The sequence below is a fragment of the Streptomyces thermocarboxydus genome, from assembly GCF_024760485.1.
Lineage (GTDB): Bacteria > Actinomycetota > Actinomycetes > Streptomycetales > Streptomycetaceae > Streptomyces > Streptomyces cellulosae.
On the sequence record NZ_CP058273.1, the window covers coordinates 1,033,260 to 1,059,357 of the forward strand.

A 26,098-nucleotide genomic window follows, 5' to 3' on the forward strand; every position below is an offset into this window, starting at 1 on the left:
TCAGCACACCTAGCTCGTCGCCGCCGGCCGCTTGAACATCCGTGTCGCCGTGATCTCGCTGTGGGTCTCCTCGCCCGGGTCCGGCTGGGGCAGGCCCGGGCGGAGGTGTTCCTCCACGCTGATGTACTTCAGGCCCGCCCGCAGGTCCGCGTCGTTCCGGAGCCGGATGACCAGGGGGAACTCGGCCAGGGCCGTGGTGTCGAACAGGCCCGTGGTGTACAGCAGCTGGACGCCGAGCGCGTCGGCGACCGCCCGCTGGAGCTCCAGCAGATAGGTCGCGTTGGCCCGGCCGATGGGGTTGTCGAGGAACAGCGTGCCGGCGTGCCGGTGCTTGTCGCGGCCCCGGTCGTTGGAGCGCAGCGCGGCCATCGTGCAGTACAGGGCGATGGCCGCGGTGAGCAGCTGCCCGCCGGAGAACACGTCGCCCATCTGCCCGACCGGCACCCGCTCGGCGCGCAGCACCGCGTCCGGCTTGAGGATCTCGACCGCCACGCCCTTGGGCCTCAGGGCGGCGCCGACGCCGCGCAGCAGCAGGGACATGCCGTCGCGCCGCAGGTCGGAGTTCTTCTTGACGGCCGCGCGGGTGGCCTCGTCGATGACCTCGCCGAGCCGCTCGGTGAGCGTGGCCTGGTCGGGCTCCTCGAAGCGGATGCGCAGGAACTCCTGCCCGGACCACTCCCCCAGGCCCTCCGGCAGCCGGGACAGCCGCTGGGCGGAGCGCAGGGTGGCGAGGGCGGACTCGACCAGGCCGCGCAGCCGGTCCACGATCGAGTCGCGGTTGCGCTCCAGCTGCTCCAGCTCGTCCGTGAGGACCCGCAGCCGGGGCGCGAAGGCGTCGGCCCACTTCTTGGCGTGCTCCGGCAGCGCGGAGGCGGGCAGTTCACGGATCTGCTGGCGGGCAGGCGTGCGCACCTGCTCGTAGCGGGTGGAGTTGGCGTGCCGCACCAGCACGTCGCTCGCCTCGCGTACGGCGGCCTCGGCGGCGGACAGGTCGGCGGCGCAGCCGCGCAGCGAGCGGCGCGCCTCGGCGGCGGACCGCCGGGCGTCGTCCAGGTCTCCCGGGTACGGTTCGGGCCGCTCCTGCTCCTCCTCCGTGGCGTGCTCGCGCAGCAGGTCGCGGAGCATGGCGGCGATCTCGTCGAAGCCGCCGGCCGCGTCCTCGGCGGCCCGGTGCGCGGCGAGCAGCTCGGCGTGCGCCTCCCGGGCCTGGGCCAGCTCCTCTTCGCGGGTGGCGAGTTCGCCGGTGGCCGTGCGCAGGAGCGCCTGGGCGTGCTCGGCGTCGCGCGGGACCAGTTCCTCGGGCAGGTCGGTGTGCGCCTCGCCGTCGGCGGGGGCGAGGCGCTCGGCCTCGCCGCGGAGCCGGCCGAGCTGCTCGCTCGCGCCGGACATGCGGGTCTCCAGGAGCTGCACCAGCTCCTCGGCGCGGGCGGCGGCGGCCTGCCGGCTGGGCCCGTCGGAGCCGTCGGGCGACTGGAGCAGCTGCTCGGCGCGGGTGCGGACCTTGTTGCTGAGCCGGTCCAGCTCGGCGCGGGTGGCGCTCTCGTCGCTCTCCGCGCGGGCCTGCTCGGCGCGCAGGTCGGCGCCGACGCCGACCTTCTCGTACACCTGGGACGCGGCCCGGTAGGCCTCGCGCAGGGCGGGCAGGGACGCCTGCGGGGCGCCGTCGCCGTCCTCCGGCAGGTCGTCGGGGGCGCCGGCGATCTCGGAGCGTTCGGCGCGCAGGGTGCGGGCGGTGCGGCGGGCGTCGTCGGCGGCGCGCTGGGCGCGCGCCGGTCCTCGTCGCGGCGCGGGCGCGCTCCAGGCAGGACTGGCGCGGGCCTCCGCCTCGGCGGCGTCGTCGGCCAGTTCGCGCAGCTTGGCCTGCCAGCCGGCGCGTTCCCGCAGCCGGAAGGCAAGTCCGGCGAGGGCGTCGGCGCGCGTCGCGCCCTCTGGGGGCCTCCTGCCGTTCGTCGCGGACCCGGACCCGCCGCGGCCGCCTCCTCGGCCTCCGCCCGAGGCTGCGCGCCTCGGCCAGCTCGGCCTCGGCCTCCTCGGCGAACGCCGTGCCTGCTCGGCCGTCGCGGCCAGGTTCGGCGAGGCGTCCGGCGGGCAGCCGGTGCGCCAGGAGGGCGAGCCGTGCGGCGAGTTCGCGGTCCTTGCCGAGCCGGGCGGCGAGGGCGCGGATCTCCTCGTCCCGCTCGGTGGCGCGGCGCGCAGCGCCTGCCGCTCCTCGTCGCGGCGTGCTCGTCGTGCATGGCCGGGTTCGGCGGTACGAGGAACACGTCGCCGGAGTCGGACCGGGCGTGGGCGCGAGCAGCGCGGCGGCCGTGCCGACGGCGACGGCGGACCGGGCAGCAGCGCGGCGCCGCTCAGGCCTCGGGCGCGGACGTGGGAGTCGGGGTCGGTGATGACGCCGTCGACCAGCTCGGGGCGCGCCAGGACGCGCGCTGGTCGGCGGGCCACGGCCTGGGCGAGGTAACGCCAGCCGGGGAGGGCGGGATGCCGTGCTCACCGAGGAACTCGACGGTGGCGAGGACGTCGGGCCGGGCGGCAGCAGCCCGCCGTCGCCGAGGGCCGAGGATGCGGGCGTCGTCCGCGGCGGCGGTGCGCAGCTCGAACAGCTGGCGCTTCGGCGGAGGACACGGCGTCGTCGAGCAGTTCACGCAACTCGTCGGCGTACCGGTCGAGTTCCTCCGCGGTCAGCCCGCCCTCGCGGGGCCGTCGTCGCTCCGCCGGAGTCGTGCGCTGCCCTGGTACGGCGGTCTGCGCTTGCCGGAGGCGCGGGCAGGCCGAGCAGTTCCGCGAGGCGCTGTTCGGCGGCGAGGCTTTCGGCGGTGCGGCGCTCGCCCTCGTGGCGCGCTCGGCGGCCGTGCCGCGTCGGCGGCGGGCGGCGGTGAGTTGGCGCGGCTCTCGGCGGCGGCGCGCCGCGTGTTCGGTGCCCGGCGGGCGGTCTCGCGGCGGTGTCCCGGGCGCGACGTGGTCTTCTCGGCGTCGCTGGCCGCGAGGCGGCGCGGGCCGGGTCGGCGTCGGGGGCACTGTCGTCGAGCAGCCGGCGCGGACGGCCTCGGCGGTCTCCTGCTCGACCTCGGCGAGCCGCTGGCGCAGATGGCCGATCTCGCTGCGGGCGCGCTGAGCCTCGGTGGCGGCGGCGGTGGAGTCGCGGTAGGCGCCGTCGCCGACCTCCTGGAGGCGGCGGACCGCTCCTCTCCTCTCGTTGGCGAGGTTTCGGCGTTCTGCGCGGCGCCGTGCAGGGCGCGGACCAGGTCGACGGCGGCCTTGGCGCGGGCGGCGAGGGCCGGGCGGCGTCCGCTCGCCTCCTGGATGGCTGCGGACACCCTGGCGACGCGGTCGGCGGCGGCGGGTGCCGCAGCACCGACTCGGCGGCCTGCAGGCTTCTGGGCGGCGGCGGACTTCTCGGCGGCGGCGAGTGCCAGCGAGGCGTGCCGGTAGGCGAGTTCGGCGGCGATGGACGCGCTGTGGGTGCGGGCGGTCTCGGCCCGGGTGACGGCGTGGGCGGCGGCGGTGACGCGGTGGGCGAGGTCGGCCGCGCGCTCGCGCTCCTGGGCGCCGCGCGCGGACAGCCGGCGGGCGAGGGTGCGGGTGCGGCGTTCCGCGGAGGCGTGGATCTCGCGGGCGCGGGCGCGGGTGTCGGCGGCCTCGACGATCCGGCCGAGGAGGTCCACCGACCCTGCGGTGAAGTCGCGTTCGGCGATGAGTTCGGCGCGCCGGCCGAGCTTGTTGCCGAAGCCGCTGACCAGGTCGGCGAGTCCGTCGGTGTCGCGGGTGTCGGTGACGGCGCGCAGCAGCAGGTCGGTGAAGTCGGAGTCCTTCTTCACCGCGAAGAGGCCGGCGGCCTCGCCCTCGTCGGCGTTCATCTCCCGCTGGTAGCGGAAGAGTTCGGGGTCGAGGCCGAGGTCGCCGAGGTGCTCGGTCCAGCGCTCGTGGATCTCCTCCCAGTGCACCTCCAGGTGCGGGTAGGTCTTGCCCGCCTCGGTGAGGGCGTCACGGAAGCCCTTCATGGTGCGGCGCCGGCCGCGCGCACCGGACTGCCCCTCGGCGGGCGGGCGCACGGACGTGGCCTCGGCGACGGGGAGGTTGTCCAGGCTGAGGCCGGGTCCGGGGCGGAAGGAGTACCAGGCCTCGGCGAACTTCCGCGGGTCGCCCGAGACCTGACGGCCCCGCCATTCGCTGACCTTGCCGACGACGACGCACTCGCCGGTCTGCACGTGCTGCCATTCGAGCGCCACATGGCCGCAGTCGTCGGCGAGGAGGAACTTGCGCAGCACGCCGGAGCTGGCGCCGCCGAGGGTGTTGCGGTGGCCCGGGAGCATCACGGAGAAGATCAGCTTGAGCAGGACGGACTTGCCGCCGCCGTTCTCCAGGAAGAGCACGCCGGCGGGCGCGGGACGGCGGGGCGGGCCGACCGGCTCGTCCGCGAAGAACTCCGCCTGCGTCGGCGCCGGGTTCGGCACGGTGGCGCCGACGCCGCGCAGGTCGAGCACGGTGTCGGCGTAGCGTGCGCCGGCCGGTCCGATGGAGTAGAGGCGGACCCGGGACAGCTCGTACATGGCGGACTCTCGTGAGGCTTCGTGGGGTGGGGGTCAGGCGGAGTGGAAGGGCAGGCCGGCGTCGGCGACCAGGTCGAGGGCGTCGCCGTCCTCGGGCGGCAGCAGGGTGGGGGTGCCGTCGGTGACGGGGACGACGCCGAGTTCGAGCAGTTCGGCCATGGCCGCGCTGCCCGCCATGTCGCGGACCTGGAGCTGGTAGCGGGCGGTGGTGCGGTAGGTGCCGCCGTTGTCGTCGCCGGTGCGCTGGAGGAAGCCGGAGTCGGTGAGGAAGGAGACGGCCTTGGCGACGATGCCGGTGGTGGAGCCGGCCAGGCGGCGGGCGTCCTTGGTGGCGCCGGTGGCGCTGCGCCGGGACCAGATCCGCCAGGCGGCCTCGAGTCCGGGGGCGTCGGTGGCCGGGTCGGTGTTCTCGCCCTGTTCGGCGGCCCGCTCCTCCAGGCGGTGGCAGGCCTGGCGGACGAAGGCGTCGACGCCGTTGACCGTGACGCGCCCGATGTAGCCGTCGTCGGCGAGGTCCTCGGGGCGGGGGAAGGCCATGGCGGCGACGGCGAGGTGGGCGAGGCCGTGCAGGAAGCGGTCGCCGCCGTCGGCGGAGGCGCGGCGGGCGTAGTCGCCCATGCGGACGGCGAACACGGAGTCCTCGGCGGCGGTGACGGCCATGCCGGCGCGCGGGGACACCTCCAGCACGATCAGTCCGAGGCCGGTGGCGACGGCGTCGGCGAGCCGCGCGAACGACGGGTCCTCGCGGTAGCGGCGCAGCAGGTCGGCGTACTCCTGATCGCGGGCGGGCTGCAGCTTGGGCTGGAGGCCGAAGGCGACGAGCCGGGCCGCGTCGGCGGCGTCGGCGGGCGTGACGGCGGTGCTCGCCGGCGTCGCGGCGGGCTCCGGCTCGCTCCAGTCGGCGTGCTCGGTCACGGTCGGAGCTCCTCGGTGCGGGCGGGGTCTGCGGGGGTGTGGCGTCGGCGCGGGCGGATGCGGGGTACGGGCGTGGCGGTCATGCGGCCTCCGTGCGGTCCGCGGCCATGCCCGCGGCGTCCAGCAGGGCCGTGCCCACGATGAGGTCGGCGCCGCCGAACTCGGGGTCGTCGAGCTCGGTGCCGTCGTCCACGGCGAACAGCAGCTTCCGCTCGCCCTGGCGGTAGGCCGTGCCGACGGGCGGGCTGGCGGCGTGGACGGCCAGCAGGGCGACCAGGTAGGGCAGCTCGGGGTCCTTGCGGCGGGCCTCGGCGAGCAGTCCGGACAGGCGGCGGGGCGCGTCGGCCGGGAGGTCCAGCAGCTCGGTGGCGGCGGCGAGCTGTGCCTCGCTGAAGCGGCTGTCGTCGGGCGTGGCGATGAGGTCGGGCTCGGGCATCTCGGCGCCGAGGTGCTCGCGCTCAACGGGCGGGGTGAGCAGGATTTCGACGAGGTCCGCGACCCGGACGGACACGGGTGTGCGCAGTCCGGTGCCGTGGGCGAAGAACGCGTCGGTGACGCGGGACGCCTGCTCCACGGGGAGCGGCAGCAGCGGGGAGAGGAGCTGGCCGTAGAGGTCGGTGCCGGCGGCCGCGGCGGGCGTGGCGAAGGCCTGCCGGTCCTGCTCGGCGCGGAACAGCGGCCCGGCCTCCAGGAGCCGGGACTGCAGCTGGGTGTGGCGCCGGATGCAGTCCTTGACGATGTCCACCAGCTCGGCGGCGCGGCGCTTGTGCTCGGGGTCCTCGGACTCGTCGCGGGCCTTGCGGATGTTGGTGAGGATCGCGTTCTCGTGCCGGTAGCGGTCGGCGACGTGGTCGAGGGCCTCGGCGATCATGTCGGGCACGGCGCTGAGCCAGTCCACCGCGCGGACGTTGCGCCGGGTGGCCTCCAGGGCGCGGCGGAGGGTCTCGGAGTACTGCACCGTGCGGTAGCGGGCCTGCTCGGCGGCGAGCTGGGCGTCGGCGAGCCTGCCCCGGCTGATCAGCACCTCGAGCTTGACCTCGGCGGCGATCTGGGCGCTGGTGACGTCGGTGTCGAGGGCGCCGACCAGGACGTTGACCGCTTCGTCAGTGGTGCGCAGGTACACCGTGCCGCCGGGGCCGGGGACCTCCTCGATCAGCTTGAAGTCGTAGTCGCGGCGGACGTACGTCCCGTCCGGGCCGAAGACGCCGTACACCGCGCGGAAGCCGCGGTCGACGCTGCCGACGTTGATCAGGTTCTCCAGGACCCAGCGGGCCACGCGCTCGTGCTCGGCGGCGGGGCGGTCCGGGGCCTGGGCGGCGACGCGCGGGAGGAGCCGGGCGACGATCTGCTCGTGGTCGGCGCCGGTGTCGAAGTCCATGTTCAGCGTGACCAGGTCGATGGCGGCGAGCGCGACCTCCGCCATGCCGTACACCGAGTACTCGCCCGCGAGATTGGCCTTGCGGGTGTCCAGATCATGCAGCGGCGCGGTGCACGCGAGCGCGCGCAGCCGCCGCGCCAGCCCCTCGTCGGCGGCCGGGCCCGGCGCGGGGCGCGGCCCCGCGCTGAGCTGGGGCGGAACGCTGTCCGTCGATGCAGGCGAAGTCACGGTGCACAGACTAGGTCCTCGGTCCGACAACGGCCCAAACGAGGCAGTTGCGCCCCGGCGCCCTGACCTGCGGACCGCCCGCGGGACCCGGTTCCGTACGGTCTCAGTCCCCGTCGCCGACGCGGCGCCGGTAGACCTCGACCACCCGTTCCAGCGACACGTCGAGGTAGGCGGCGAGCAGGCGTTCGGCCGCGTTCCGGTCGCCCGCCTCAAGAGCCTGGAGAATCTCCCCGTTTCGGGCGATGTACGGCTCGTGCAGCCGCTGCGGCTCGTCCACCACGTGGAAGGCGAGCCGGAGTTCGGCGAAGACGCTGCGCATCAGCTCGGCCGTGCGCTCGCCGGAGGCCAGGGCGACCAGTTCCTGGTGGAAGTGGATGTTGGCCGTACCCACCGCTTTCCAGTCACCTTCGCGGGCCGCTCGCTGCCCCTCGCCGACCGCCTCGGCGAGCCCGCCGAGGGCATAGGGCGGCTCGCCGAGCCCCCGGACGACGGCGCACTCGACGAGCCGGCGGGTGCGGTAGATGTCCTCGACGTCCTCGACGGTCAGCACCCGTACGAACACGCCCCGGTTGAGCTCGTGGACGAGCAGCCGTTCGTGCGTGAGCAGCCGGAACGCCTCACGCAGCGTGTTGCGGGAGACCCCGAGGGCGCCGCCGATGCTGTCCTCCGAGAGCCGGGTGCCGGGCGGGAAGAACCCCTCGGCGATGCGGCTCCTGAGGATGTCCGCGACGCGCTCGGCGGTGCTGGTCCTCCCCAGCAGGGCACGGTCCCCGGCCAGTCCGCTCATCTGCTCTGCCATGCCGGAATTCAAGCGCACACGAAAGAACGACACAACATGGGTATTGAAGGATCGTTCAACAATCCCCTACCTTGCTGAGGCATTGGACACGGCTCATTCCTTCCCTGCACCCCCGTCCTCCCTCTGCGAGGTGCCCATGAGCACGACTCCTCCACCGCCGAGCGCCCTGACCGGAAGCCCACGCCCCGTCACGCCCGAATCTCCCTCCGACGACGGGGCGTTCGGCTGGCTGCGCGCGCTCGGCCCGAGCGGCCGGCGTGCCTTCGGCGGCGCTTTCGGCGGCTATGCCCTGGATTCGTACGACTACTTCACGCTGCCGCTGACGATGGTGGCGCTGTCCGCGTACTTCGGTCTGAACAGCGGTCAGACCGGGCTGCTGACCACCGTGACGCTGATCGTCTCGGCGGTCGGCGGCGCCCTCGCGGGCGTCCTCGCGGACCGCGTCGGCCGGGTCAAGGCGCTGCTGCTGACCGTCATCACCTACGCGGTGTTCACCGTGGCCTGCGGTTTCGCCCCCGACTACGAGACGCTGCTGGTCTTCCGCGCCCTCCAGGGCCTGGGCTTCGGCGGCGAGTGGGCGGTCGGCGCGATCCTGGTCGCCGAGTACGCCGGCGCCAAGCACCGGGGCCGCACGCTCGGCGCGGTGCAGAGCGCCTGGGCCGTGGGCTGGGCCCTGGCCGTGATCGTCTACACGGCGGTCTTCTCTCTGGTCGATGGCGACCTGGCCTGGCGCGTGATGTTCTGGACCGGCGCGCTGCCCGCGCTGCTCGTGGTGTGGGTGCGGCGCAGCGTGCAGGACGCGCCGGAGGCGGCCGCCGCGCGCGAGAAGAACGCGAGCAAGGGCTCGTTCGCGGCGATCTTCCGGCCGTCCCATGAGGGCTCCCCCGGACTGCTGCGCACCACTTCGTTCGCGGTGCTGCTCTCCACGGGCGTGCAGGGCGGCTACTACACCCTCGCCACCTGGGTGCCGACCTACCTCAAGAGCGAGCGCGACCTGTCGGTCGTGGGCACCGGCGGCTATCTCACGTTCCTCATCTCGGGCGCGTTCATCGGCTATCTGACGGGCGGTCACCTCACCGACCTGCTGGGCCGCCGGCGCAACATCTGGCTGTTCGCCCTGCTGTCGGCGGTGTGCATCGTCGCGTACACGAACATCCCGAGCGGCGCGAACACCCTGGTCCTGGTGCTCGGCTTCCCGCTCGGGTTCTGCATGTCGGCCATCTTCAGCGGATTCGGCTCCTATCTGAGCGAGCTGTACCCGACGGCCGTGCGCGGCACCGGACAGGGCTTCACCTACAACACCGGACGCGCGGTCGGCGCCGTCTTCCCCACCACGGTCGGCTTCCTCGCCGACAGCTGGGGCGTCGGCGGCGCGCTGGTCTTCGGCGCGATCGGCTACGGCCTGGCCGCGCTGGCGCTGCTCGGGCTGCCGGAGACACGAGGGAAGGAGCTGGAGTGACGTCCTCCGACGACGGCGCCCGCACCGCCGTGGACGACCGCCCCGTGGTCCTCGCCGACGACACCACGCGCGCGTGGAGCCCGCGGACGGCCCGCGCCCGCTTCCGGGAGGGCCTGGCGATCCCCACAGCGGGCGTGGCCGCCGGGTACGCCCAGGCCAACCTGGTCTCCGTGCCCGTCGACTGGGCGTACGACATGCTGCTGTTCTGCCAGCGCAACCCGCGCGCGTGCCCCCTCCTCGACGTCACCGACGCCGGTTCGACGTCCACCGTGCTCGCCTCCGACGCCGACCTGCGCACCGATCTGCCGCGCTACCGGGTGTGGGAGGACGGGGAGCTGGTGGACGAGCCGACGGACGTGCGGGCGTACTGGCGGGACGACCTGGTGTCGTTCCTCATCGGCTGCAGCTTCACCTTCGAGTGGGCGATCGCGGCGGCCGGGGTGCCGCTGCGCCATGTCGAGCAGGGCCGGAACGTCCCGATGTACCGGACGACGTGGCAGTGCCGTCCGGCGGGGCGGCTGAGCGGCCCGATGGTGGTGTCGATGCGCCCGGTGCCCCCGGAGCACCTCGACGCCGCCATCCGGGAGAGCGGTCTGATGCCGGCCGTGCACGGCGCCCCGGTGCACTGCGGCGACCCGTCCGCGCTGGGCATCGAGGACCTGGACCGCCCGGACTTCGGCGACCGGGTGGAGCCCGCGCCGGACGACATCCCGGTGTTCTGGGCGTGCGGGGTCACTCCGCAGGCGGCGGTCATGGCGTCCCGGCCGCCGTTCGCCCTCACCCACGCTCCGGGCCGGATGTTCGTCGGCGACGCCCGGGACGCGCAGTTCCGCGTGGTCTGACGGGCGCCCTTGTCCGCATGAGGAAACGAAGGATTCATGACCTCGATCGATCTGAACGCCGAGCTCGGCGAGGGCTTCGGCCACTGGAGGCTCACCGACGACGAGCGTCTCCTTTCGGTGGTGACCAACCACACCCGGGAGCCGGCCGCGCTGCTCTCACCGGGCACGCGCGTGCGGTTCGTCCCGGTTTTCGCGACGGGGCCAGGGACATGACGGACCGCGCGCTCTCCGTCGTCCGGGCGGGCGCCCTGACGACCGTTCAGGACCGCGGCCGGCCCGGCCACGCCCACCTGGGCGTGCCCCGCTCGGGCGCGCTGGACGGCCCCGCCGCCGCGCTCGCCAACCGGCTGGTGGGCAACGGGCCGGACGCGGCCGTCCTGGAGACCACTCTCGACGGGTGCTCCCTGCGGCCGCGGTCGGACGTCACGGTGGCGGTGACCGGGGCGCCGTGCCGGGTGACGGTGGACGGGCGTCCTGCGGCGTGGGGGGCGCCGGTGCGGGTGCGGGCGGGGGGCGTGCTGGACGTCGGGCCCGCGGTGCTGGGGGTACGGGCGTATGTCGCCGTGTCCGGCGGGGTGACCGTCGAGCCGGTGCTGGGAAGCCGGTCCACGGATCTGTTGTCCGGGCTGGGGCCCGCGCCGTTGACGGACGGGGCGGTGCTGCCGCTGGGGGCGCCTACGGGGGTGCACGCGCGCGTGGATGTGGCTCCGCAGGCGGGGCCGCCGGCGGAGCTGGTGCTGCGGGTCGCTCTTGGTCCGCGGGACGACTGGTTCACGGCGGGGGCCGTGCGGCGGTTTGTGTCGGGGGTGTTCCAGGTCTCGCCGGCGAGTAATCGGATCGGGGTGCGGACGACGGGGCCGGTGCTGGAGCGGGCTCGAGGGGAGGAGCTGCCGAGTGAGGGGATGGTGTGGGGGGCGGTGCAGGTGCCTCCGGCGGGGATGCCGGTGATCTTTCTCGCCGATCATCCGACGACCGGGGGGTATCCGGTGATCGGTGTGGTGCACGCGGCGGATCTGCCGGCGGCGGGGCAGGCTCGGCCGGGGACGCCGGTGCGGTTCGTCGGGGTGCGGGGGCGTGGGGGTTTCTGAGGTTTGTCTCGCCCCCGCCGCCCCTTCCCGTCCCGTCCCTGGGGCTGCGCCCCAGCCCCCCTTGTCGGCCCTGACGGGCCTCGTCCTCAAACGCCGGACGGGCTGAGATCGTCCTGCCGGGCGCTTCCCTCGTCACCGGGGGACGGGCTTCGGGGCCACAGCTCGGGCATTCCAGCCCCTCCGGCGTTCGAGGAGCGGGGTCCGGGGCGGAGCCCCGGGGTTATACAGCGGTGCCCTCCGGGCCGATTCTGCTGCGGACCGCTGTCTGGACCTCCGCCTCCTCCGCCGGGTCGGCGGCCAGGCGGCGGAGGCGGTCCACCACGCGCGCGTCCCCCGTCTCGGCATGGCGGGCCGCGATCTCGCGGGTGCTCTCCTCGCAGTCCCAGAGGCATTCGACGGCGAAGCCCGTGGGGAAGGACGGGTCGGTGGCGGCGAGGGCACGGGCCGCACGGCCGCGGAGGTGGGAGGAGGCGGTCTCGCGGTAGATGTGCCGCAGGACGGGTGCGGCGCAGACGATGCCGAGGCGTCCGGCGCCGTCGACGAGCGTCCACAGGGTCGTCGCGTCGGGACCTTCGCCCCGTACGGCCTCACGGAGCGCCGCGAGGACCAGGTCGCGGTCGCGGGTGGCGCCCCGGCAGGCGAGGACGCGGGCGGCGGCCTCGCCGAGCGCGTCGGGCCGACGGGCCCAGCCGCGCGCCCGGTCGACGGCGGCCACACTGCGCATGCGTTCGAAGGCGTCGACGGCGGCGTCCACGACGGCGGTCGAACCGTCGGTCGCCGCGGCCTCGATCAGGTCGAGGGCGTCGGGATCGGCGGTGTCGGCGAGGTAGCGCAAGGCCGTGCAGCGGGCTCCGTCGGAGCCGTCCCAGGCGGCCCGGACGATCTCCGCGCGGTCCTCGGGCCCCGCCACGGCGGAGAGGCAGCGGGCGGCCGGCACGTGGAGGGCGGCGCCGCGGTCCATGCCCTGCTGGGCCCAGTCGAACACGGCCTGGACGCTCCAGCCGGGGCGGGGCCCGGCCGGCCGCATCTGCCGTTGCCAGCGGTCGAAGGAGCCGGCCTCCTGGGCGGCCCGCACGCGCGTGGCGACGGCGGGGCGCGGGTCGTCGGCCCACAGCCGCCAGGGACGGGGTTCGAAGGCGTCCCGCACGGTCGCGGCCAGTTCGGCCTCGCCCTCGGCGTCGGTGGCGAACCGCGCGAGCACCGGGGCGGCGAGGGAGCGCAGGCCGGCGTCGTCGTCGCGCAGGGCGAGTTCGTCGAGGGCCCAGGCCCAGTTGCTGCCCTGGGCGGCGTACCTGCGCAACAGGTGCAGGGCGTCCTGCCTGCCGTAGGAGGCGAGGTGGCCCAGGACGGCGAGGGCGAGCCCGGTGCGTGACTCGTCGGTGTCGAGGATGTCCTCGGGGTCGAAGAGGTGCGCCTCGATCGCCTCGAGTCCGCCGTGCAGGTCGAGGTAGAGGCGGGCGTAGTACAGGGAGCGGTTCTCCACCTGCCAGTCGTGGCGCGGGTCGCGCAGCACACAGTGGTTCAGCGCCGCGAGCGCCTCGGAGCGCGGGGCGGTGAGCGCGTGCAGTGTGCCGTCGCCGCGGCCCCGCTGGAGCAGGCCGAGCAGCGTACCGCTGGGCGCTATGACCGGATCGAACATGGGAAACAGCCTCACATCAAGCGTCGACGCAACCGGGAGTGTGGATTACCTGGCCGCGTGACGACACGTCGGGGCGCCCGCCGTTTCCTGCTTGTTGTAGACCATCTCTCTCTGCCTCTCGTCGGTGGCCCATGCGGACCGCGTCACGGCCCGCGCGGTGCGGCAACACCTGCCCAGCCGTCGCGTCCGTGAATCACGTCGTCATGATGACCCGGCGGTCACATCTGCCGCGACCGTATTTCGGCGACCCGGTACCGCCTCCCCCGTTTTCCGTGTCGTCGCTGGTCGGAGCGGAGTCGCTCAGCTCTCGCCGAACAGCTCGAGCAGCTCCGTGCGGGCGAACATCCTGGCCGTGTCGACGGCCGACGGGGTGCCCGCGGCGGGGTCGGCGCCGCCCTCCAGAAGAGCCTTGACGACGTCGGTCTCGCCCTTGAAGACCGCTCCCGCGAGTGGCGTCTGGCCGCGGTCGTTGACGCGGTCGGCGTCGGCGCCGCGGGCGAGCAGGGCGCGCACCGCGTCGGCGTGGCCGTGGTAGGCGGCGAGCATCACGAGGGAGTCGCCGCGGTCGTTGGTGAGGTCGGCGGGGACGCCCGCGTCGACGTAGGCCACGAGTTCCTCGGTGCGGCCCCGCCGGGCCAGGTCGAAGATCTTGGTCGCGAGCTCCACGACCTCAGGGTCGGGGGCTTCACTCATCGCCGGACCGCCTCTCACTGCACGGGTCACACATCGGGAACAGGGCGTACGTCTGCACGTGGGGCAGCCGTACGGGTGAATCGCCAGGGTACTGGCTCGGGCGGCACATGAGCCGACACGGCCGCGGTAATGATCACCGCGGGACACCGCCCGGCATTCGGGGCGGATATCCACCCAGTTGCACCTTTTATCGTATAGACACATGCTGTGATCAGGGAAGTACTCATGGTGACTGCCCCCGTGAACCAGGAGAACTCACATGATCATCTCGATCTCATGCGTGGTGCTGCTCGGCGTCGTCGTCTTCATCTTCTTCCGCAAGGACGGACTGAAGCTGTCGCACGCACTGGTGGCGATGCTGTTCGGCTTCTATCTGGCCAGCACGGCCATCGCGCCGAGCATCAAGGCGGGCGGCGAGAGCCTCGCCGGCCTCCTGGGCGGGTTCAAGTTCTGACCCGTCCGACCACGCCCCGCCCGCCCGTACGCACCCTCTGGAGACAGTAGTGGCCCGGCGTCCCCTTCCCCGCATCCTCAGCAACGGCAGCGCCCAGCTCGCCCGGAGCCGGGAGCTGGCCAGGACGGCGGCCGACAGCGCCACGGACGTCCTCCACCCGCTGATCACCATCACGCGCGGGCTGCGCCGGCTGGCCTCGGCCGGACGGCGCAGGTGGGCCGACACACCGAAGGACCGGCGGGGCGCGCTGCTCTTCGGTGTGGCGGCGGTGCTGCTGGCCGTGGCGCTCGCGCCGTACGGCCCGCTGCTCGCCGTCGTCGCCCTGATGGCGGCGGCGGCCTGGCACGGCCGGGACCGTACGCCCGCGGCCCCCGCCGGACCCGCCCCCGGCCAGGTGCAGCGCCTGAAGTCCCTCTACGAGGCGCTGGTGCCGTACTTCTCGGCGAGCGACGACCCCGAGCCGCTGTACGCCCGCGGCGGCGACTGGGGGAAGGTCTTCTCCGAGTACGACTTCGACGGCGACGGCCGTCTCGCGCACCTGGTGATCTCCTACCCGGCCTACTTCACCGACGCCGAGCCCGAGTCCCGGGCGCGGATCGAGCATCTGCTCGGCGCCAAGTGCGGTCGCGGCCGGGAGTACCACTTCTCGTGGGACGAGGAGGCCAACCAGCTCACCGTCCGCGTCCTCGCCCCGCTGCCCACCGACATCGCCGCGCAGCCCTTCGTCACGGCCCCCGGCGAGACGGTGCTGGGCTTCACCGACCCCACGCGCGTGCAGCGGACGCTGCCGCTCACCCACGGTGCGCACGGTGAGGAACGGACCGACGTCCCGCCGGTCGTGTGGCGCACCGGCGTCCGCTCCACCGAGCCGCACCTGCTCGCCGTCGGCCAGCCGGGGAGCGGCACCTCCACGTTGCTGCGGTCCATCGCCCTCCAGGCGCTGCACCACGGGGACGTGGTGATCGTCGACGGCGGCGGGACCGGCGAGTACGCCTGCCTCACCGGGCGGGACGGTGTGCTCGCCGTCGAGTGCGCCCTGTCGGGGGCGGTGACGAGTCTTGAGTGGGCGGCCGCCGAGACGGAGCGGCGGCTGGCCGCGGCGAGCAAGGCGCACCAGGCGGGTGATCCGCCGCCCGAGGACACGAAGCGGCCGCTGTGGCTGCTGCTGGACCGGCCGAGCGTCTTCACCCACCTGGCGGCGGGGGACGACGGCACGGATCCGCAGTCCCTGCTGCTGGCGCCGCTGCGGCACGGGCGGGCGGCGAACGTCACCGTGGTGGTCGCGGAGCAGTTCGACGGGCTCGACGCGCTGAGCGCGCCGGTACGGCAGCACACGCGCGCGCGGGTCGTTCTCGGGCCCGCCACGGCGGAGCAGCTGGAGGCCGTGCTGGGGGCGCCGCCGCACACCACGCGGATCGACCAGATGCCGCCCGGGCGCGGGTACGCGCGGCTGGGCGCCGGGCCTGTGCACCGGCTCCAGGTGCCGGCGACGCCGGACCCCTACGACGACGCGACCAGCGAGGCGCACCGCCAGGCGGTCCTGGACCTCCTCCCGCCCCGCACGACGCCTGCGGACGAGGAGCCGGGTCCGGTGCCGGAGGCTGTGCGGCTGGACAAGGCGGCGACGGCGAAGGTCGCGGCGGCGGTTGTGGCGGAGACGGAGGTGTCGGAGCCGGCCTCCGAGGGGGCGGCGGTGGCGGAGTCGTCGTCCTGACGCTCGCGCAGCCGCCGCCTGCGGGCAGTCGTGCCGCTGGGGCGGCAGGGGTGAGCGCGGGCGGGCACCCTACCGACGGGCGTGACCTTCCGAGCCGTACCTGCGGCTGACAGGGTGCCTCGCATCCTCGTACGCCGGGTGCAGCCCGCCGGGGGCTGGTCGCGCAGTTCCCCGCGCCCCTTGGGGCGCGCCGTAAGCGGGCCTCGCTTTCAGGTCCGTGCCTGCCGGCCAAGGGGGTGCCTCGCAACGTCGTACGCCGGTGCAGCCCGCCGGGGGCTGAGCGCGCAGTTCCCCGCGCCCCTTGAGGGCGTCGTCCTCACGCGACGAATGTGCGGGGGGCCTCCGCCCCTGATGTGCCGCCCGTTTCCACGATCCGCGCCGCCGCCGCCAGGCGTCCCGCCGCTTCCTCCGCCACCGCGCCCCCCACCGTGAACGGCAGCCGCACATAGCCCTCGAACGCGCCGTCCACCCCGAAGCGGGGTCCGGACGGGACGCGGACCCCCACCCGCTCCCCCGCCTCCGCGAGCCGCGACCCCGACAGGCCGCCCGTGCGGACCCAGAGGGTGAGGCCGCCGCGGGGTACCTCGAACTCCCAGCCGGGCAGCTCCCGCCGCACCGCGCCCACGAGTTCGTCCCGGTTCTGCCGGGCCTGCACGCGGCGCAGTTCGACCGCCTCCTCCCAGCCGCCCGTGCCGAACAGCCAGTTCACGGCGAGCTGTTCCAGCACGGGCGTACCGAGGTCGGCGTAGGCCCGCGCAGCGACCAGGCTGCGGATCACGTCCGGCGCCGCCCGCACCCACCCGATCCGCATCCCCGCCCAGAACGCCTTGCTCGCCGAGCCGACGGTGATGACGGTGGACCCCGCCGGGTCGAACGCGCACACCGGCCGCGGCATCTCCACGTCCTCGTCGAGCCACAGCTCGCTCATCGTCTCGTCGGCGACCAGCACCGTCCCCGCCGAGCGGGCCGCGTCGACGAGCCGGCGCCGCTGGTCGTCGTCGGCGAGGGCCCCCGTGGGGTTGTGGAAGTCGGCGACCACGTACGCGATGCGCGGCGCGGCCTCCCGCAGCACCTGGCGCCAGCGGTCGAGGTCCCACCCCGTGAGGCCCTCGGCCATGGCGACGGGAACGAGACGGGCGCCGGCCTCCCGCATCAGCTGGAGAATGTTGGCGTAGGAGGGCGACTCCACGGCGATGCGCTCGCCGCGTCCGCCGAAGAGATGGCAGATGGCGTCGATGGCGCCCATCGCGCCGGTGGTGACCATGATCTGCTCGGGCATGGTGGCGATGCCCCGCTGGGTGTAGCGGTCGGCGATCATCGCGCGCAGCGCGGGCAGGCCCGCCGGATAGTCGCCGTGGGTGTGCGCGTAGGGCGGCAGTTCCTCCAGCGCGCCCTGGACGGCGCGGGTGAGCCACGGCTCGGGGGCGGGCAGGGCGGCGCAGCCCAGGTCGATCATGGAGCCGAGCGCCTCGGGCGGCAGCGGCTCCAGGCCGCGCGCCGGCACCGGATTCCCCGCGGGGACGGCGGTCCAGCTTCCGGCGCCGCGCCGTGACTCGAGGAAGCCCTCGCCGCGCAGCGCCTCGTAGGCGGCGGCGACGGTGGTGCGGCTGACGGACAGGGCGAGGGCGAGTTCCCGCTCGGCGGGCAGCCGCGCGGCGACCGGCACCCGGCCTTCGAGCACCAGCAGCCGGATGCCGTCGGCGAGGGCGCGGTAGGCGGGCGGTCGCCGGGTGCCGGGCCCCGCCGGGCGGTCCTGCTGGGAGCCGAGCAGCCGGGCCAGCTGGGCGGCACCCACTGCGGAAGTCCACTGCGCCATAGGAATCAGTCCACCTTCCCCGGATTGGCCATGGATGGCATGACCAGTCAGGCTCCAGGGTGACACGCGACGGTCCACTTCCACCAACAGGGGGCACCTCTTGGCCAGAAACGCGCTCGGCGAGCGCCATCTCGTACGGCGGCTCTTCCAGCTCTACGCGGGTCTGGCCCTGTACGGGGCGAGTTCGGCGCTGCTGGTGCGGTCCGGTCTCGGGCTGGAGCCGTGGAACGTCCTGCACCAGGGCCTGTCCGAGCGCACCGGGCTGTCCATGGGCGTGGTGCTGACCGCGCTGGGCGCGCTGATCCTGCTGCTGTGGATCCCGCTGCGGCAGCGCCCGGGGCTCGGCACGGTCTCCAACGTGCTGGTGATCGGCGTGGCGATGGACGCGACCCTGGCCGTGGTGCCGGACGCGCACAACATGGCGGTGCGGGTGGCGCTGATGGTGTCGGGGATCGTGCTGAACGGCGCGGCGACCGGGCTGTACATCGCGGCCCGGTTCGGTCCGGGGCCGCGCGACGGGCTGATGACCGGCCTGAACCGGCGCACGGGCGTGTCGGTGCGTCTGGTCCGCACGGCCATCGAGATCACCGTGGTGGTCACCGGCTTCCTGCTGGGCGGCACGGTCGGCGTCGGCACCCTGCTCTACGCGGTGGCCATCGGCCCGTTCGCCCAGCTGTTCCTGCGCGTCTTCGCCGTCCCCGTCGCGGGCGAGGGCAGCACCGTCGTTGCGGGGCGGACACCCCGGCGGGCGATACTGCGGTCGTGACCCCGCGGATACGCCACCCCTACCTCGACCATCCCGGCCCAATCGCCTTCGCCCACCGCGGCGGAGCGGCGGACGGTCTGGAGAACACCGTCCGGCAGTTCCGGAGCGCCGTCGAGGCGGGCTACCGGTACATCGAGACCGACGTCCATGCCACGCGCGACGGCCGGCTCGTCGCCTTCCACGACGACACCCTGGACCGGGTGACGGACGGTGCGGGCCGGATCGCCGACCTGCCCTGGGCGGAGGTGGCGCGGGCGCGGGTGGCCGGCCAGGAGCCGGTCCCGCTGTTCGAGGAGCTGCTGGAGGCCTTCCCCGAGGTCCGCTGGAACGTGGATGTGAAGGCCGAACCGGCGCTGCTCCCCCTGCTGGACCTGGTCGGACGCACCGCCGCCTGGGACCGGATCTGCGTCGGGTCCTTCTCGGAGGCGCGCGTGGTGCGCGCCCAGCGGCTGGCCGGGCCGCGGCTCGCCACGTCGTTCGGGACGCGGGGTGTGCTCGGCCTGCGGCTGAGGTCCTGGGGACTCCCGGCCCCGCTGCGCCGGTCGGCCGTCGCCGCCCAGGTGCCCGAGGAGCAGTCAGGCGTCCGCGTGGTCGACGAGCGGTTCGTGCGGACCGCCCACGCGCGCGGTCTCCAGGTCCACGTGTGGACCGTGAACGAACCGCAACGCATGCACCGGCTCCTCGACCTGGGAGTGGATGGCATCATGACCGATCACATCGACACACTGCGCAAGGTCATGGAGGACCGCGGCACCTGGGTCTGAGACCCCCGCAGCCCCCGTCGCCTCGGCGCGCACACGGGGAAGCGAGGGCACGGGTGGACACCGACACCGTGCGGTCACCGGCGGCGGACGACAGCGCCGGACGGCGGCGCGAGCAGCGCGGCTGGTACTTCTACGACTGGGCCTGCTCCGTGTACTCCACGAGCGTGCTCACCGTGTTCCTCGGCCCCTACCTGACCACGGTCGCCGAGGCCGCCGCCGACGCGGACGGCTTTGTGCACCCGCTGGGCGTGCCGGTGCGCGCGGGGTCGTTCTTCGCGTACGCGGTGTCCCTGTCGGTGGTCGTCGCGGTGCTGGTGATGCCGCTGGTGGGCGCCGCCGCGGACCGCACCGGGCGCAAGAAGCCGCTGCTCGCGGCGGCCGCGTACACGGGCGCCGCCGCCACCGCGGGCATGTTCTTCCTCGACGGCGACCGCTATCTGCTGGGCGGTCTGCTGCTGGTGGTGGCGAACGCGGCGCAGTCGGTCGCGATGATGCTCTACAACTCCTACCTGCCGCAGATCGCGCCGCCGGAGGAGCGCGACGCCGTCTCCTCGCGCGGCTGGGCCTTCGGCTACGCGGCGGGCGCGCTGGTGCTGGTGGCGAACCTCGTCCTCTACACGGGGCACGACAGCTTCGGTGTGTCCGAGGGCATGGCGGTGCGGATCTGCCTGGCGTCGGCCGGGCTGTGGTGGGGCGCGTTCGCGCTGATACCCCTGCGCCGGCTGCGGGACCGCCGTGCCCCCGCGCGCGAGGCGGCCCTGCCGGGGTTCCGGCAGCTGGCGGCGACCGTCCGCGACATGCGCCGGCACCCGCTGACGCTCGCCTTCCTGCTGGCGTACCTCGTCTACAACGACGGCATCCAGACGGTGATCTCCCAGGCGTCCGTGTACGGCTCGAAGGAGCTGGGGCTCGGGCAGTCGACGCTGATCGTGGCGGTGCTGCTGGTCCAGGTGCTGGCGGTGGCGGGCGCGCTGCTGCTGGGCCGGCTCGCCCAGCGGTACGGGGCGAAGCGCACGATCCTCGGCTCGCTGGTCGCCTGGACGCTGACGCTGGCCGCCGGATACTTCCTGCCGGCCGGCGCGCCCGTCTGGTTCTTCGTGCTGGCCGCCGGGATCGGCCTGGTCCTCGGCGGCAGCCAGGCCCTGTCCCGCTCCCTCTTCTCCCACCTGGTCCCGCCCGGCAAGGAGGCCGAGTACTTCTCCGCGTACGAGATCAGCGACCGGGGGCTGAGCTGGCTCGGGCCGCTGCTGTTCGGCCTGACGTACCAGCTCACCGGCAGCTACCGGGACGCGATCGTCTCCCTGGTGGGCTTCTTCGTCCTGGGATTCGTCCTGCTCGCGCGGGTACCCGTACGGCGGGCGATCACCGACGCGGGCAACCCGGTGCCCGAGCGGATTTAGCGTTCGACGTGAAAGGGCGGTAGTGTACGCGTTTGGCCTGCCAGGCGTACCGTTACTGCGCGTCAAAGATGCCGAACCGCTGTGTGACATCTGTGACCAGATGTGACAAACCGGGCGTCGGTGGGTACTGCACTGGTTGACAAAGGCTGCGGCCACGACGGCGACACATGACCCGGGACGCGACTCGGAACGGGAATCTTTACCGCCGACCGGACGTTGACCGGATGACGACGACAGCGACACCTGTCCTGTGGGCGACAAGCCCGGGAGGCACGATTCATGAGTGAGCGAGCTCTTCGCGGCACGCGCCTCGTGGTGACCAGCTACGAGACGGACCGCGGCATCGACCTGGCCCCCCGCCAGGCCGTGGAGTACGCATGCGAGAAGGGGCACCGCTTCGAGATGCCCTTCTCGGTCGAGGCGGAGATCCCGCCGGAGTGGGAGTGCAAGGTCTGCGGTGCCCAGGCACTCCTGGTGGACGGAGACGGTCCGGAGGAGAAGAAGGCCAAGCCTGCGCGTACGCACTGGGACATGCTGATGGAGCGGCGCACCCGTGAGGAACTCGAAGAGGTCCTCGAGGAGCGTCTCGCCGTTCTGCGTTCCGGTGCGATGAACATCGCGGTGCATCCGCGGGACAGCCGCAAGTCGGCCTGATCCCGGCGGGAGTTCCGCCAGGACGCACAGAGACAGGACCGAGGGCGCCGTACTCGTACGGCGCCCTCGGTCCTGTCCGTGTGCCCGGACGCGTCCGGGGACTCCCCTACTTGGTCAGCGGGGGCCGTGGCCCCTGCGAGGTGTTCCCGGGGCCGCTTCCGGGCTCGTCCCGGACGACCTCGCCCTGGACCACCTTGCCGTCCGGGTGCCGCATACGGGCCCGGGTGAAGGCGTCCCCCAGCGGGCTCTGCGCGGCGGCCTCGCGGAGCTTGCGCTCGAAGGTCCGCTCCGCGTAGCGGCTGACGGCCTTCTGGACCGGCGGCACCAGCAGGAGCAGTCCCAGTGCGTCGGAGACCAGACCGGGCAGGACGATCAGCAGACCGCCCAGCATCGTCAGCCCGTTGCCCTCGCTGTTGGGCCGGGCGCCCGGGGTCACCGGTGCGCCGCCCTGCTGCTGTTGCACGGTCTCGGTGAGGTTCCGGAAGGCGCGGCGGCCCGCCCGCTTGATCACGTACGAGCCGAGGACGACGCCGGCCAGCAGGATCAGGAGGACGACCAGACCGCTCGACGCACCGGCGACCAGGGTCAGCAGCCAGATCTCCAGCACGAGCCATGCGGCGACGCCGAGCGGCAGCAGCGTGCGCAGCCGGGAGCGCCGGGGCCGGGCGGGGTACGGACTCTGAGCACCAGTCGTCATACGTCCAGTGTGCCTGGGCCCGGCTCAGCACGGGATAAGCGGGCCCGGCGGCCCACGGGGGCCGGGTCTACGGCTTGGAGCGCCCGTCGTCCGAGGGCGTCGTCTCCTTGACCGGTACGGCCTTTCCGGCGCGGGGCCGGCTGGGCTTGCTGTCGTCGGCGCGGCCGAGGACCTTGCCGACCCTCTCCCCCACGCCCCAGGCGGTGACCCGCCACAGCGCCTCGACGAGGATGTCCTTGCTCATCTTGGAGTCGCCGAGCTCGCGCTCCACGAAGGTGATGGGCACCTCGACGACGTGGTAGCCGGCCTTCACCGCGCGCCGGGCGAGGTCGACCTGGAAGCAGTAGCCCTGGGAGGCGACCTCTCCGAGGCCGAGGCCCTCCAGCGTCTCGCGCCGGAACGCGCGGAAGCCGCCGGTGATGTCGCGCAGCGGCAGGTCGAGCGCCATGCGTGAGTAGAAACTGCCGCCGCGGGAGATGAACTCGCGGGACTTCGGCCAGTTCACCACGCGGCCGCCGGGCACCCAGCGGGAGCCGAGCACCAGATCGGCGCCCTTGAGGGCGGTGAGCAGCCGGGGCAGCTCCTCGGGCTGGTGGGAGCCGTCGGCGTCCATCTCGACCAGTACGCCGTAGCCGTGCTCCAGGCCCCAGCGGAAGCCCGCGAGGTACGCGGCGCCGAGGCCTTCCTTGCCCTTGCGGTGCAGCACGTGGACGTGGTCGTCCTCGGCGGCCAGCTCGTCGGCGAGCTTGCCGGTGCCGTCGGGGCTGTTGTCGTCGGCCACGAGGACGTGCGCCTCGGGAACGGCCGTGCGCACGCGTCCGACGATCGCCTTGATGTTCTCCGCCTCGTTGTACGTGGGGATGATCACCAGAGCCGTACCGAGCGGGCCGAATTTCCGCCCCTGGGATCCTGCCGCGAGGGTCCCGTCGCCGTCGTTCACTACTGCCCCTTCATGTCCTGTGCGCAGGACCCCACCTTAGTGTGCACGGGCTGCCGTGACGTGACAGGACGTACATATGGTGGTGTCGTTTCCCGATCATCGGGTAAGCACATCTTCTTCCACCGGGTGCGGGCGGACGGCGGATGGGGGCCCGGCGCCCTTCGGGCCGGCCCGGGACCCGCCGGCTGCGGATCACCTGGAGCCGTTGTCTACTGAGCGCCCGGGCCCCACCCGGGGTCGCACCTCCCCGGCCGGCGGACACGTCCCTCGGTCCCGCGCCGCGCTGAGCCTGGCTCCCAGCGACGGTGCACCGGTGCGGCACACCGTCCCTGACCCAGCGGCGCCGGCCCGAGTGGCCGGACGGTCTCCGGTCGGGCGTCCGGTGGTGGACCCGGCCGAACCTACCGGCCCCCTGCGGCCGCCTGTCAACAGCCGTTCCACCTGCGCAGTGTGCGGCTCATGCCTGGTCAGGGGCGAGGATGCGCAGGTCGCGCGACGAGGGCGCGGTCCATGATCGCCCACCGCGCCGCCCGTGCAGATCACTCGCCCGGCCGTACGAAGACGGTGCGGCCGCCGACCACCGTGCGCAGGCAGACGGGCAGGTCACGGCCGGGGGTGAGGTCGGGCAGGCCGGGGGTGCCGGACCTCGGGTCGGTGGACCAGCGGGCCACCCGGTCGTCGGGCGCCTGGACGACGAGTTCGCCGGTGCGCCAGACGGCGTAGTCGGCCGGGGCTCCGGGCACCAGGACGCCCGCGTCGTCCCGTCCGGTGGCCCGCCAGCCGCCGCGGGTGTGGGCGGTGAAGGCGGCGCGGACGGAGACGCGGTGCCCGGGGGTGCGATGGAAGGCGGCCGCCCGGACCGTGCCCCAGGGGTCGAGCGGGGTGACCGGGCTGTCGGAGCCGAAGGCGAGCGGCACGCCGGCCCGCAGCAGCGCGGCGAACGGGTTGAGCGTGCGGGCGCGCTCGACGCCGAGCCGCTGCGCGTACATGCCGTCCTCGCCGCCCCACAGCGCGTCGAAGGCGGGCTGGACGGAGGCGGTGAGGCCGAGCTCGGCGAACGCGGCGATCGTCTCCGCGGTGACCATCTCGGCGTGCTCGACGCGGTGCCGGGCGGCGCGTACGCGGGCGAGGCCGAGCTTCTCGGCGGCCGCGCGGACGCCGTCGACCACGGTGCTCACGGCGGCGTCGCCGATGGCGTGGAAGCCCGCCTGGAGACCCGCCTCGGTGCAGGCGGCCACATGGGCGGCGACCGCGTCCGCGTCGAGGTGGGCGGTGCCGGTGTGGGCGGCGTCGGCGTACGGCTCGTGCAGGCAGGCGGTGTGCGAGCCGAGGGCGCCGTCGGCGAAGAGGTCGCCCGCCGCGCCGAGCGCGCCCAGCTCGCGGGCCTTCGCGACGTCCTGCTCGGCCCAGTAGCCGACGACGCGGGGGCCGGGCTCCTCGCGGGCCAGGCGCAGCAGGCCGGTGAAGTCGTCCTCGGAGGAGATCTCGGGGCCGCCGCACTCGTGCACCGTGCCGATGCCGAGGGAGGCCGCGTGGGCGAGGGCGGCGCGCTGGGCGGCTTCACGCTGGGCGGGGGTGACGGCGCCCAGCGCGGCGGCGCGCACCACGTGGTGGTCGTCGCCGGTGAGAGGGCGGTCCTCGCGGGTCACGCGGGTCGCGCTGCCGGCGACGAGGTCGAGCAGCGCGGTGGAGACGACGGCGGAGTGCACGTCGATGCGGCTCAGGTAGAGCGGACGGCCTCCGGTGGCCTCGTCGAGCTCCGCGCGCGTCGGGGGCCGGCCGCCGGGCCAGCGGGCGGCGTCCCAGCCGTGCCCGAGGAGCACGCGGTCGTCGGGGCGGGCTGCGGCGAACTCCCGCACCCGGGCGAGGGCGTCCTCCAGGGACGCGGCGGTGGACAGGTCCAGGCCGGTGAGGGCGAGGCCGGTGGCGGTGGTGTGGACGTGCGCGTCGGTGAACGCCGGGGTGACCAGCGCCCCGTCGAGGTCGACCACCTCGTCGACACCGTCCGCGAAGGCGTCGGCGGCGCCCTCGGAACCCACCCAGGCGACCTGCCCTCGCTCGACGACCATCGCGGTGGCGAAGGGGTCGGCGGGGCTGTGCACCTCTCCACGGCGGAGCAGGACGGTGGGCGGCGGGGCGGTACGTTCACTCATGCCCTTAGTCTCGCGCGCCGCGCGCACGCTCCGGCACGCAGGTCCCGCTCGGGGCGCGGAGGGCGGGAGGGGTGGCTTCCCCTCCCCGCACGTCGCGGCGCACGCCGGGGCGCGGGTGCGCCCTGGATACACCCGCGAGGGAGGCCACGGCGCCGCATTGCCCACGCGCGCAGTGACGCCACCGGCGCGGAGACGTCCCGTGCCACGGGACGCAATCGCCGGAGACCGTCCGTCCGCCCCGCCACGCGGCTCCGCGCGGCAGACGCCCCGCCTGCTGCCGCCGCCGTCCCGCTCGGAACCGCCCGCGGGCGGTTCCGAGCGCCGGCTCCCGGAGGCGGCTCCGCGCTGCCCGCGGTCCCGCCCACGGCAGACGGCCACCAGGCACGACGACCGCCGCCGGCGCCGAGCCACCCGATACGGCCCGGGCCCGGCCGCACCGTGCGGAGGCTCATGGCGCATACCCGGTCCACCGGGCCCGCCGAGTCCGCCGAGTCCTCCGAGTGCGCCGCACACCACGAGCCGAGCGAGCCCGCAGGGCTCAGATGCGCGGCGGCCGTGCCTCGTACGGCGTCGACAGGACCACCGTCGTGCGGGTCGACACCCCCGCCAGGGAGCGCACGCGCGCGAGGAGTTCCTCGAGCTCGTGCGGGGTCGCCACGCGGACCTTGAGGATGTAGTTCTCGTCGCCCGCCACGCTGTGGCACGCCTCGATCTCGGGGACGCCGGCGAGGCGGTCCGCGATGTCGTCGGGGGCGCTGGGGTCGAACGGTTTGACCGAGATGAACGCGGTCATCGGCAGGCCGACCGCCTCCGGGTCGACCACCGCCGCGTAACCGCGGATGACGCCGCGCTGCTCCAGCCGTCGCACCCGCTGGTGCACGGCCGACGTGGACAGGCCCGTGGCCTTGCCCAGGTCCGTGTAGCTCATCCGCCCGTCCTTGACGAGCAGCTGCACGATCTGTCGGTCCAGCTCCTCCATGGCGCTGAACCTACAGGGCGCTTGATCGCCTCGGATACCGGAACGGCCGCGCGCGAGGCCCGTGGACGGCACCTGCGAGCGGCATGTGACGAAGACCACACACTTGGGGCCGTCTCCGTGATGTTCCCGTGATTACCCCCCAGGGGTGGAGGGAAGTGCTTGCTGTGGTCGAG

At 74.2% G+C, this 26,098-nt stretch carries 19 protein-coding genes and 2 pseudogenes; 10 read left to right on the forward strand and 11 right to left on the reverse strand.

Annotated features, from left to right (window positions below; translation table 11 throughout):
• Positions 1–9: 9 nt before the first annotated feature.
• The 4 genes and pseudogenes from AY578_RS04835 to AY578_RS04850 form a co-directional block, all read right to left on the reverse strand.
• Positions 10–4,547 (reverse strand): annotated as a pseudogene (locus AY578_RS04835) (hypothetical protein).
• Between the two features lie 33 nt (positions 4,548–4,580).
• Positions 4,581–5,462, reverse strand: a complete 882-nt coding sequence (locus tag AY578_RS04840) for a hypothetical protein (protein ID WP_019526456.1) — start codon at positions 5,460–5,462, stop codon at positions 4,581–4,583.
• Between the two features lie 79 nt (positions 5,463–5,541).
• Positions 5,542–7,068, reverse strand: a complete 1,527-nt coding sequence (locus tag AY578_RS04845; protein ID WP_019526457.1) for a hypothetical protein — start codon at positions 7,066–7,068, stop codon at positions 5,542–5,544.
• 103 nt (positions 7,069–7,171) lie between these two features.
• Entirely contained in the window at positions 7,172–7,867 is a 696-nt protein-coding gene (locus AY578_RS04850; RefSeq protein WP_019526458.1) for a GntR family transcriptional regulator, read from the reverse strand.
• 136 nt (positions 7,868–8,003) lie between these two features.
• Here AY578_RS04850 and AY578_RS04855 point away from each other — a divergent pair, with 136 nt between their 5' ends.
• From AY578_RS04855 to AY578_RS04870, 4 genes and pseudogenes are all read left to right on the forward strand, one after another.
• Complete coding sequence (locus AY578_RS04855; RefSeq protein WP_258902111.1) at positions 8,004–9,326, forward strand: MFS transporter; 1,323 nt, start codon at positions 8,004–8,006, stop codon at positions 9,324–9,326.
• Entirely contained in the window at positions 9,323–10,168 is an 846-nt protein-coding gene (locus tag AY578_RS04860; protein ID WP_199781977.1) for a putative hydro-lyase, read from the forward strand. Before AY578_RS04855 ends, AY578_RS04860 begins: the two co-directional genes overlap by 4 nt.
• A gap of 36 nt (positions 10,169–10,204) precedes the next feature.
• Positions 10,205–10,297, forward strand: a pseudogene (locus AY578_RS04865) (LamB/YcsF family protein); the annotation flags it as partial.
• A gap of 80 nt (positions 10,298–10,377) precedes the next feature.
• A complete protein-coding gene (locus AY578_RS04870; RefSeq protein ID WP_019526462.1) occupies positions 10,378–11,256 on the forward strand; it encodes a 5-oxoprolinase subunit C family protein in 879 nt (292 codons plus the stop codon).
• A gap of 220 nt (positions 11,257–11,476) precedes the next feature.
• Here AY578_RS04870 and AY578_RS04875 read toward each other — a convergent pair whose 3' ends face one another.
• Entirely contained in the window at positions 11,477–12,895 is a 1,419-nt protein-coding gene (locus AY578_RS04875) for a HEAT repeat domain-containing protein (protein WP_161108439.1), read from the reverse strand.
• Positions 12,896–13,195: 300 nt separating this feature from the next.
• Entirely contained in the window at positions 13,196–13,588 is a 393-nt protein-coding gene (locus AY578_RS04880; RefSeq protein WP_020700190.1) for an ankyrin repeat domain-containing protein, read from the reverse strand.
• A gap of 259 nt (positions 13,589–13,847) precedes the next feature.
• On the opposite strand from AY578_RS04880, the gene AY578_RS04885 reads away from it, so the two are divergent.
• Both AY578_RS04885 and AY578_RS04890 read left to right on the forward strand, forming a co-directional pair.
• On the forward strand, positions 13,848–14,042 hold the full coding sequence (locus tag AY578_RS04885) for a hypothetical protein (RefSeq protein WP_019526465.1): 195 nt from the start codon (positions 13,848–13,850) through the stop codon (positions 14,040–14,042).
• A gap of 49 nt (positions 14,043–14,091) precedes the next feature.
• On the forward strand, positions 14,092–15,756 hold the full coding sequence (locus tag AY578_RS04890) for a P-loop NTPase family protein (RefSeq protein ID WP_019526466.1): 1,665 nt from the start codon (positions 14,092–14,094) through the stop codon (positions 15,754–15,756).
• A gap of 316 nt (positions 15,757–16,072) precedes the next feature.
• On the opposite strand, the gene AY578_RS04895 is transcribed toward AY578_RS04890, so the two are convergent.
• Positions 16,073–17,572 (reverse strand): SCO1417 family PLP biosynthesis transcription factor, encoded by a 1,500-nt coding sequence (locus AY578_RS04895; RefSeq protein WP_026243661.1) that lies wholly within the window; start codon positions 17,570–17,572, stop codon positions 16,073–16,075.
• Between the two features lie 100 nt (positions 17,573–17,672).
• Between AY578_RS04895 and yczE the strand changes: the two genes are divergently transcribed.
• The 4 genes from yczE to AY578_RS04915 all read left to right on the forward strand — a co-directional run bounded on the left by yczE (position 17,673) and on the right by AY578_RS04915 (position 21,156).
• Positions 17,673–18,338 carry a membrane protein YczE gene (gene yczE, locus AY578_RS04900; RefSeq protein ID WP_136237597.1) on the forward strand — a complete coding sequence of 222 codons (666 nt, stop codon included), beginning with the start codon at positions 17,673–17,675 and terminating at the stop codon, positions 18,336–18,338.
• A complete protein-coding gene (locus AY578_RS04905) occupies positions 18,335–19,102 on the forward strand; it encodes a glycerophosphodiester phosphodiesterase family protein (protein WP_019523692.1) in 768 nt (255 codons plus the stop codon). Before yczE ends, AY578_RS04905 begins: the two co-directional genes overlap by 4 nt.
• Positions 19,103–19,155: 53 nt before the next feature.
• Positions 19,156–20,502, forward strand: coding sequence for an MFS transporter (locus AY578_RS04910; protein ID WP_258902114.1), 1,347 nt, complete (start codon positions 19,156–19,158; stop codon positions 20,500–20,502).
• Between the two features lie 279 nt (positions 20,503–20,781).
• The gene (locus AY578_RS04915; RefSeq protein ID WP_003977404.1) at positions 20,782–21,156 is read left to right on the forward strand and encodes an RNA polymerase-binding protein RbpA; all 375 of its coding nucleotides are present in this window, start codon (positions 20,782–20,784) and stop codon (positions 21,154–21,156) included.
• Positions 21,157–21,262: 106 nt separating this feature from the next.
• Here the strand turns inward: AY578_RS04915 and fxsA are convergent, their stop codons facing one another.
• The 4 genes from fxsA to AY578_RS04935 all read right to left on the reverse strand — a co-directional run bounded on the left by fxsA (position 21,263) and on the right by AY578_RS04935 (position 25,925).
• The gene (gene fxsA / locus AY578_RS04920; protein WP_028960975.1) at positions 21,263–21,853 is read right to left on the reverse strand and encodes an FxsA family membrane protein; all 591 of its coding nucleotides are present in this window, start codon (positions 21,851–21,853) and stop codon (positions 21,263–21,265) included.
• A gap of 67 nt (positions 21,854–21,920) precedes the next feature.
• Positions 21,921–22,793, reverse strand: coding sequence for a polyprenol monophosphomannose synthase (locus tag AY578_RS04925; protein ID WP_206310358.1), 873 nt, complete (start codon positions 22,791–22,793; stop codon positions 21,921–21,923).
• Positions 22,794–23,332: 539 nt separating this feature from the next.
• Positions 23,333–24,946, reverse strand: coding sequence for an amidohydrolase (locus AY578_RS04930; protein WP_136237599.1), 1,614 nt, complete (start codon positions 24,944–24,946; stop codon positions 23,333–23,335).
• 538 nt (positions 24,947–25,484) lie between these two features.
• Positions 25,485–25,925: an Lrp/AsnC family transcriptional regulator gene (locus AY578_RS04935; protein WP_006136660.1), complete on the reverse strand. Its 441-nt coding sequence runs from the start codon at positions 25,923–25,925 to the stop codon at positions 25,485–25,487.
• Between the last annotated feature and the right edge of the window lie 173 nt (positions 25,926–26,098).

Bases quoted from the DNA above. Each gene is read 5' to 3' on its own strand.
- AY578_RS04875 (WP_161108439.1), bottom strand. From the start codon at position 12,895: ATGTTCGATCCGGTCATAGCGCCCAGCGGTACGCTGCTCGGCCTGCTC.
- AY578_RS04895 (WP_026243661.1), bottom strand. From the start codon at position 17,572: ATGGCGCAGTGGACTTCCGCAGTGGGTGCCGCCCAGCTGGCCCGGCTG.
- AY578_RS04935 (WP_006136660.1), bottom strand. From the start codon at position 25,925: ATGGAGGAGCTGGACCGACAGATCGTGCAGCTGCTCGTCAAGGACGGG.
- AY578_RS04870 (WP_019526462.1), top strand. From the start codon at position 10,378: ATGACGGACCGCGCGCTCTCCGTCGTCCGGGCGGGCGCCCTGACGACC.
- AY578_RS04915 (WP_003977404.1), top strand. From the start codon at position 20,782: ATGAGTGAGCGAGCTCTTCGCGGCACGCGCCTCGTGGTGACCAGCTAC.
- AY578_RS04885 (WP_019526465.1), top strand. From the start codon at position 13,848: ATGATCATCTCGATCTCATGCGTGGTGCTGCTCGGCGTCGTCGTCTTC.
- AY578_RS04880 (WP_020700190.1), bottom strand. From the start codon at position 13,588: ATGAGTGAAGCCCCCGACCCTGAGGTCGTGGAGCTCGCGACCAAGATC.
- AY578_RS04850 (WP_019526458.1), bottom strand. From the start codon at position 7,867: ATGGCAGAGCAGATGAGCGGACTGGCCGGGGACCGTGCCCTGCTGGGG.
- AY578_RS04930 (WP_136237599.1), bottom strand. From the start codon at position 24,946: ATGAGTGAACGTACCGCCCCGCCGCCCACCGTCCTGCTCCGCCGTGGA.
- AY578_RS04855 (WP_258902111.1), top strand. From the start codon at position 8,004: ATGAGCACGACTCCTCCACCGCCGAGCGCCCTGACCGGAAGCCCACGC.
- fxsA (WP_028960975.1), bottom strand. From the start codon at position 21,853: ATGACGACTGGTGCTCAGAGTCCGTACCCCGCCCGGCCCCGGCGCTCC.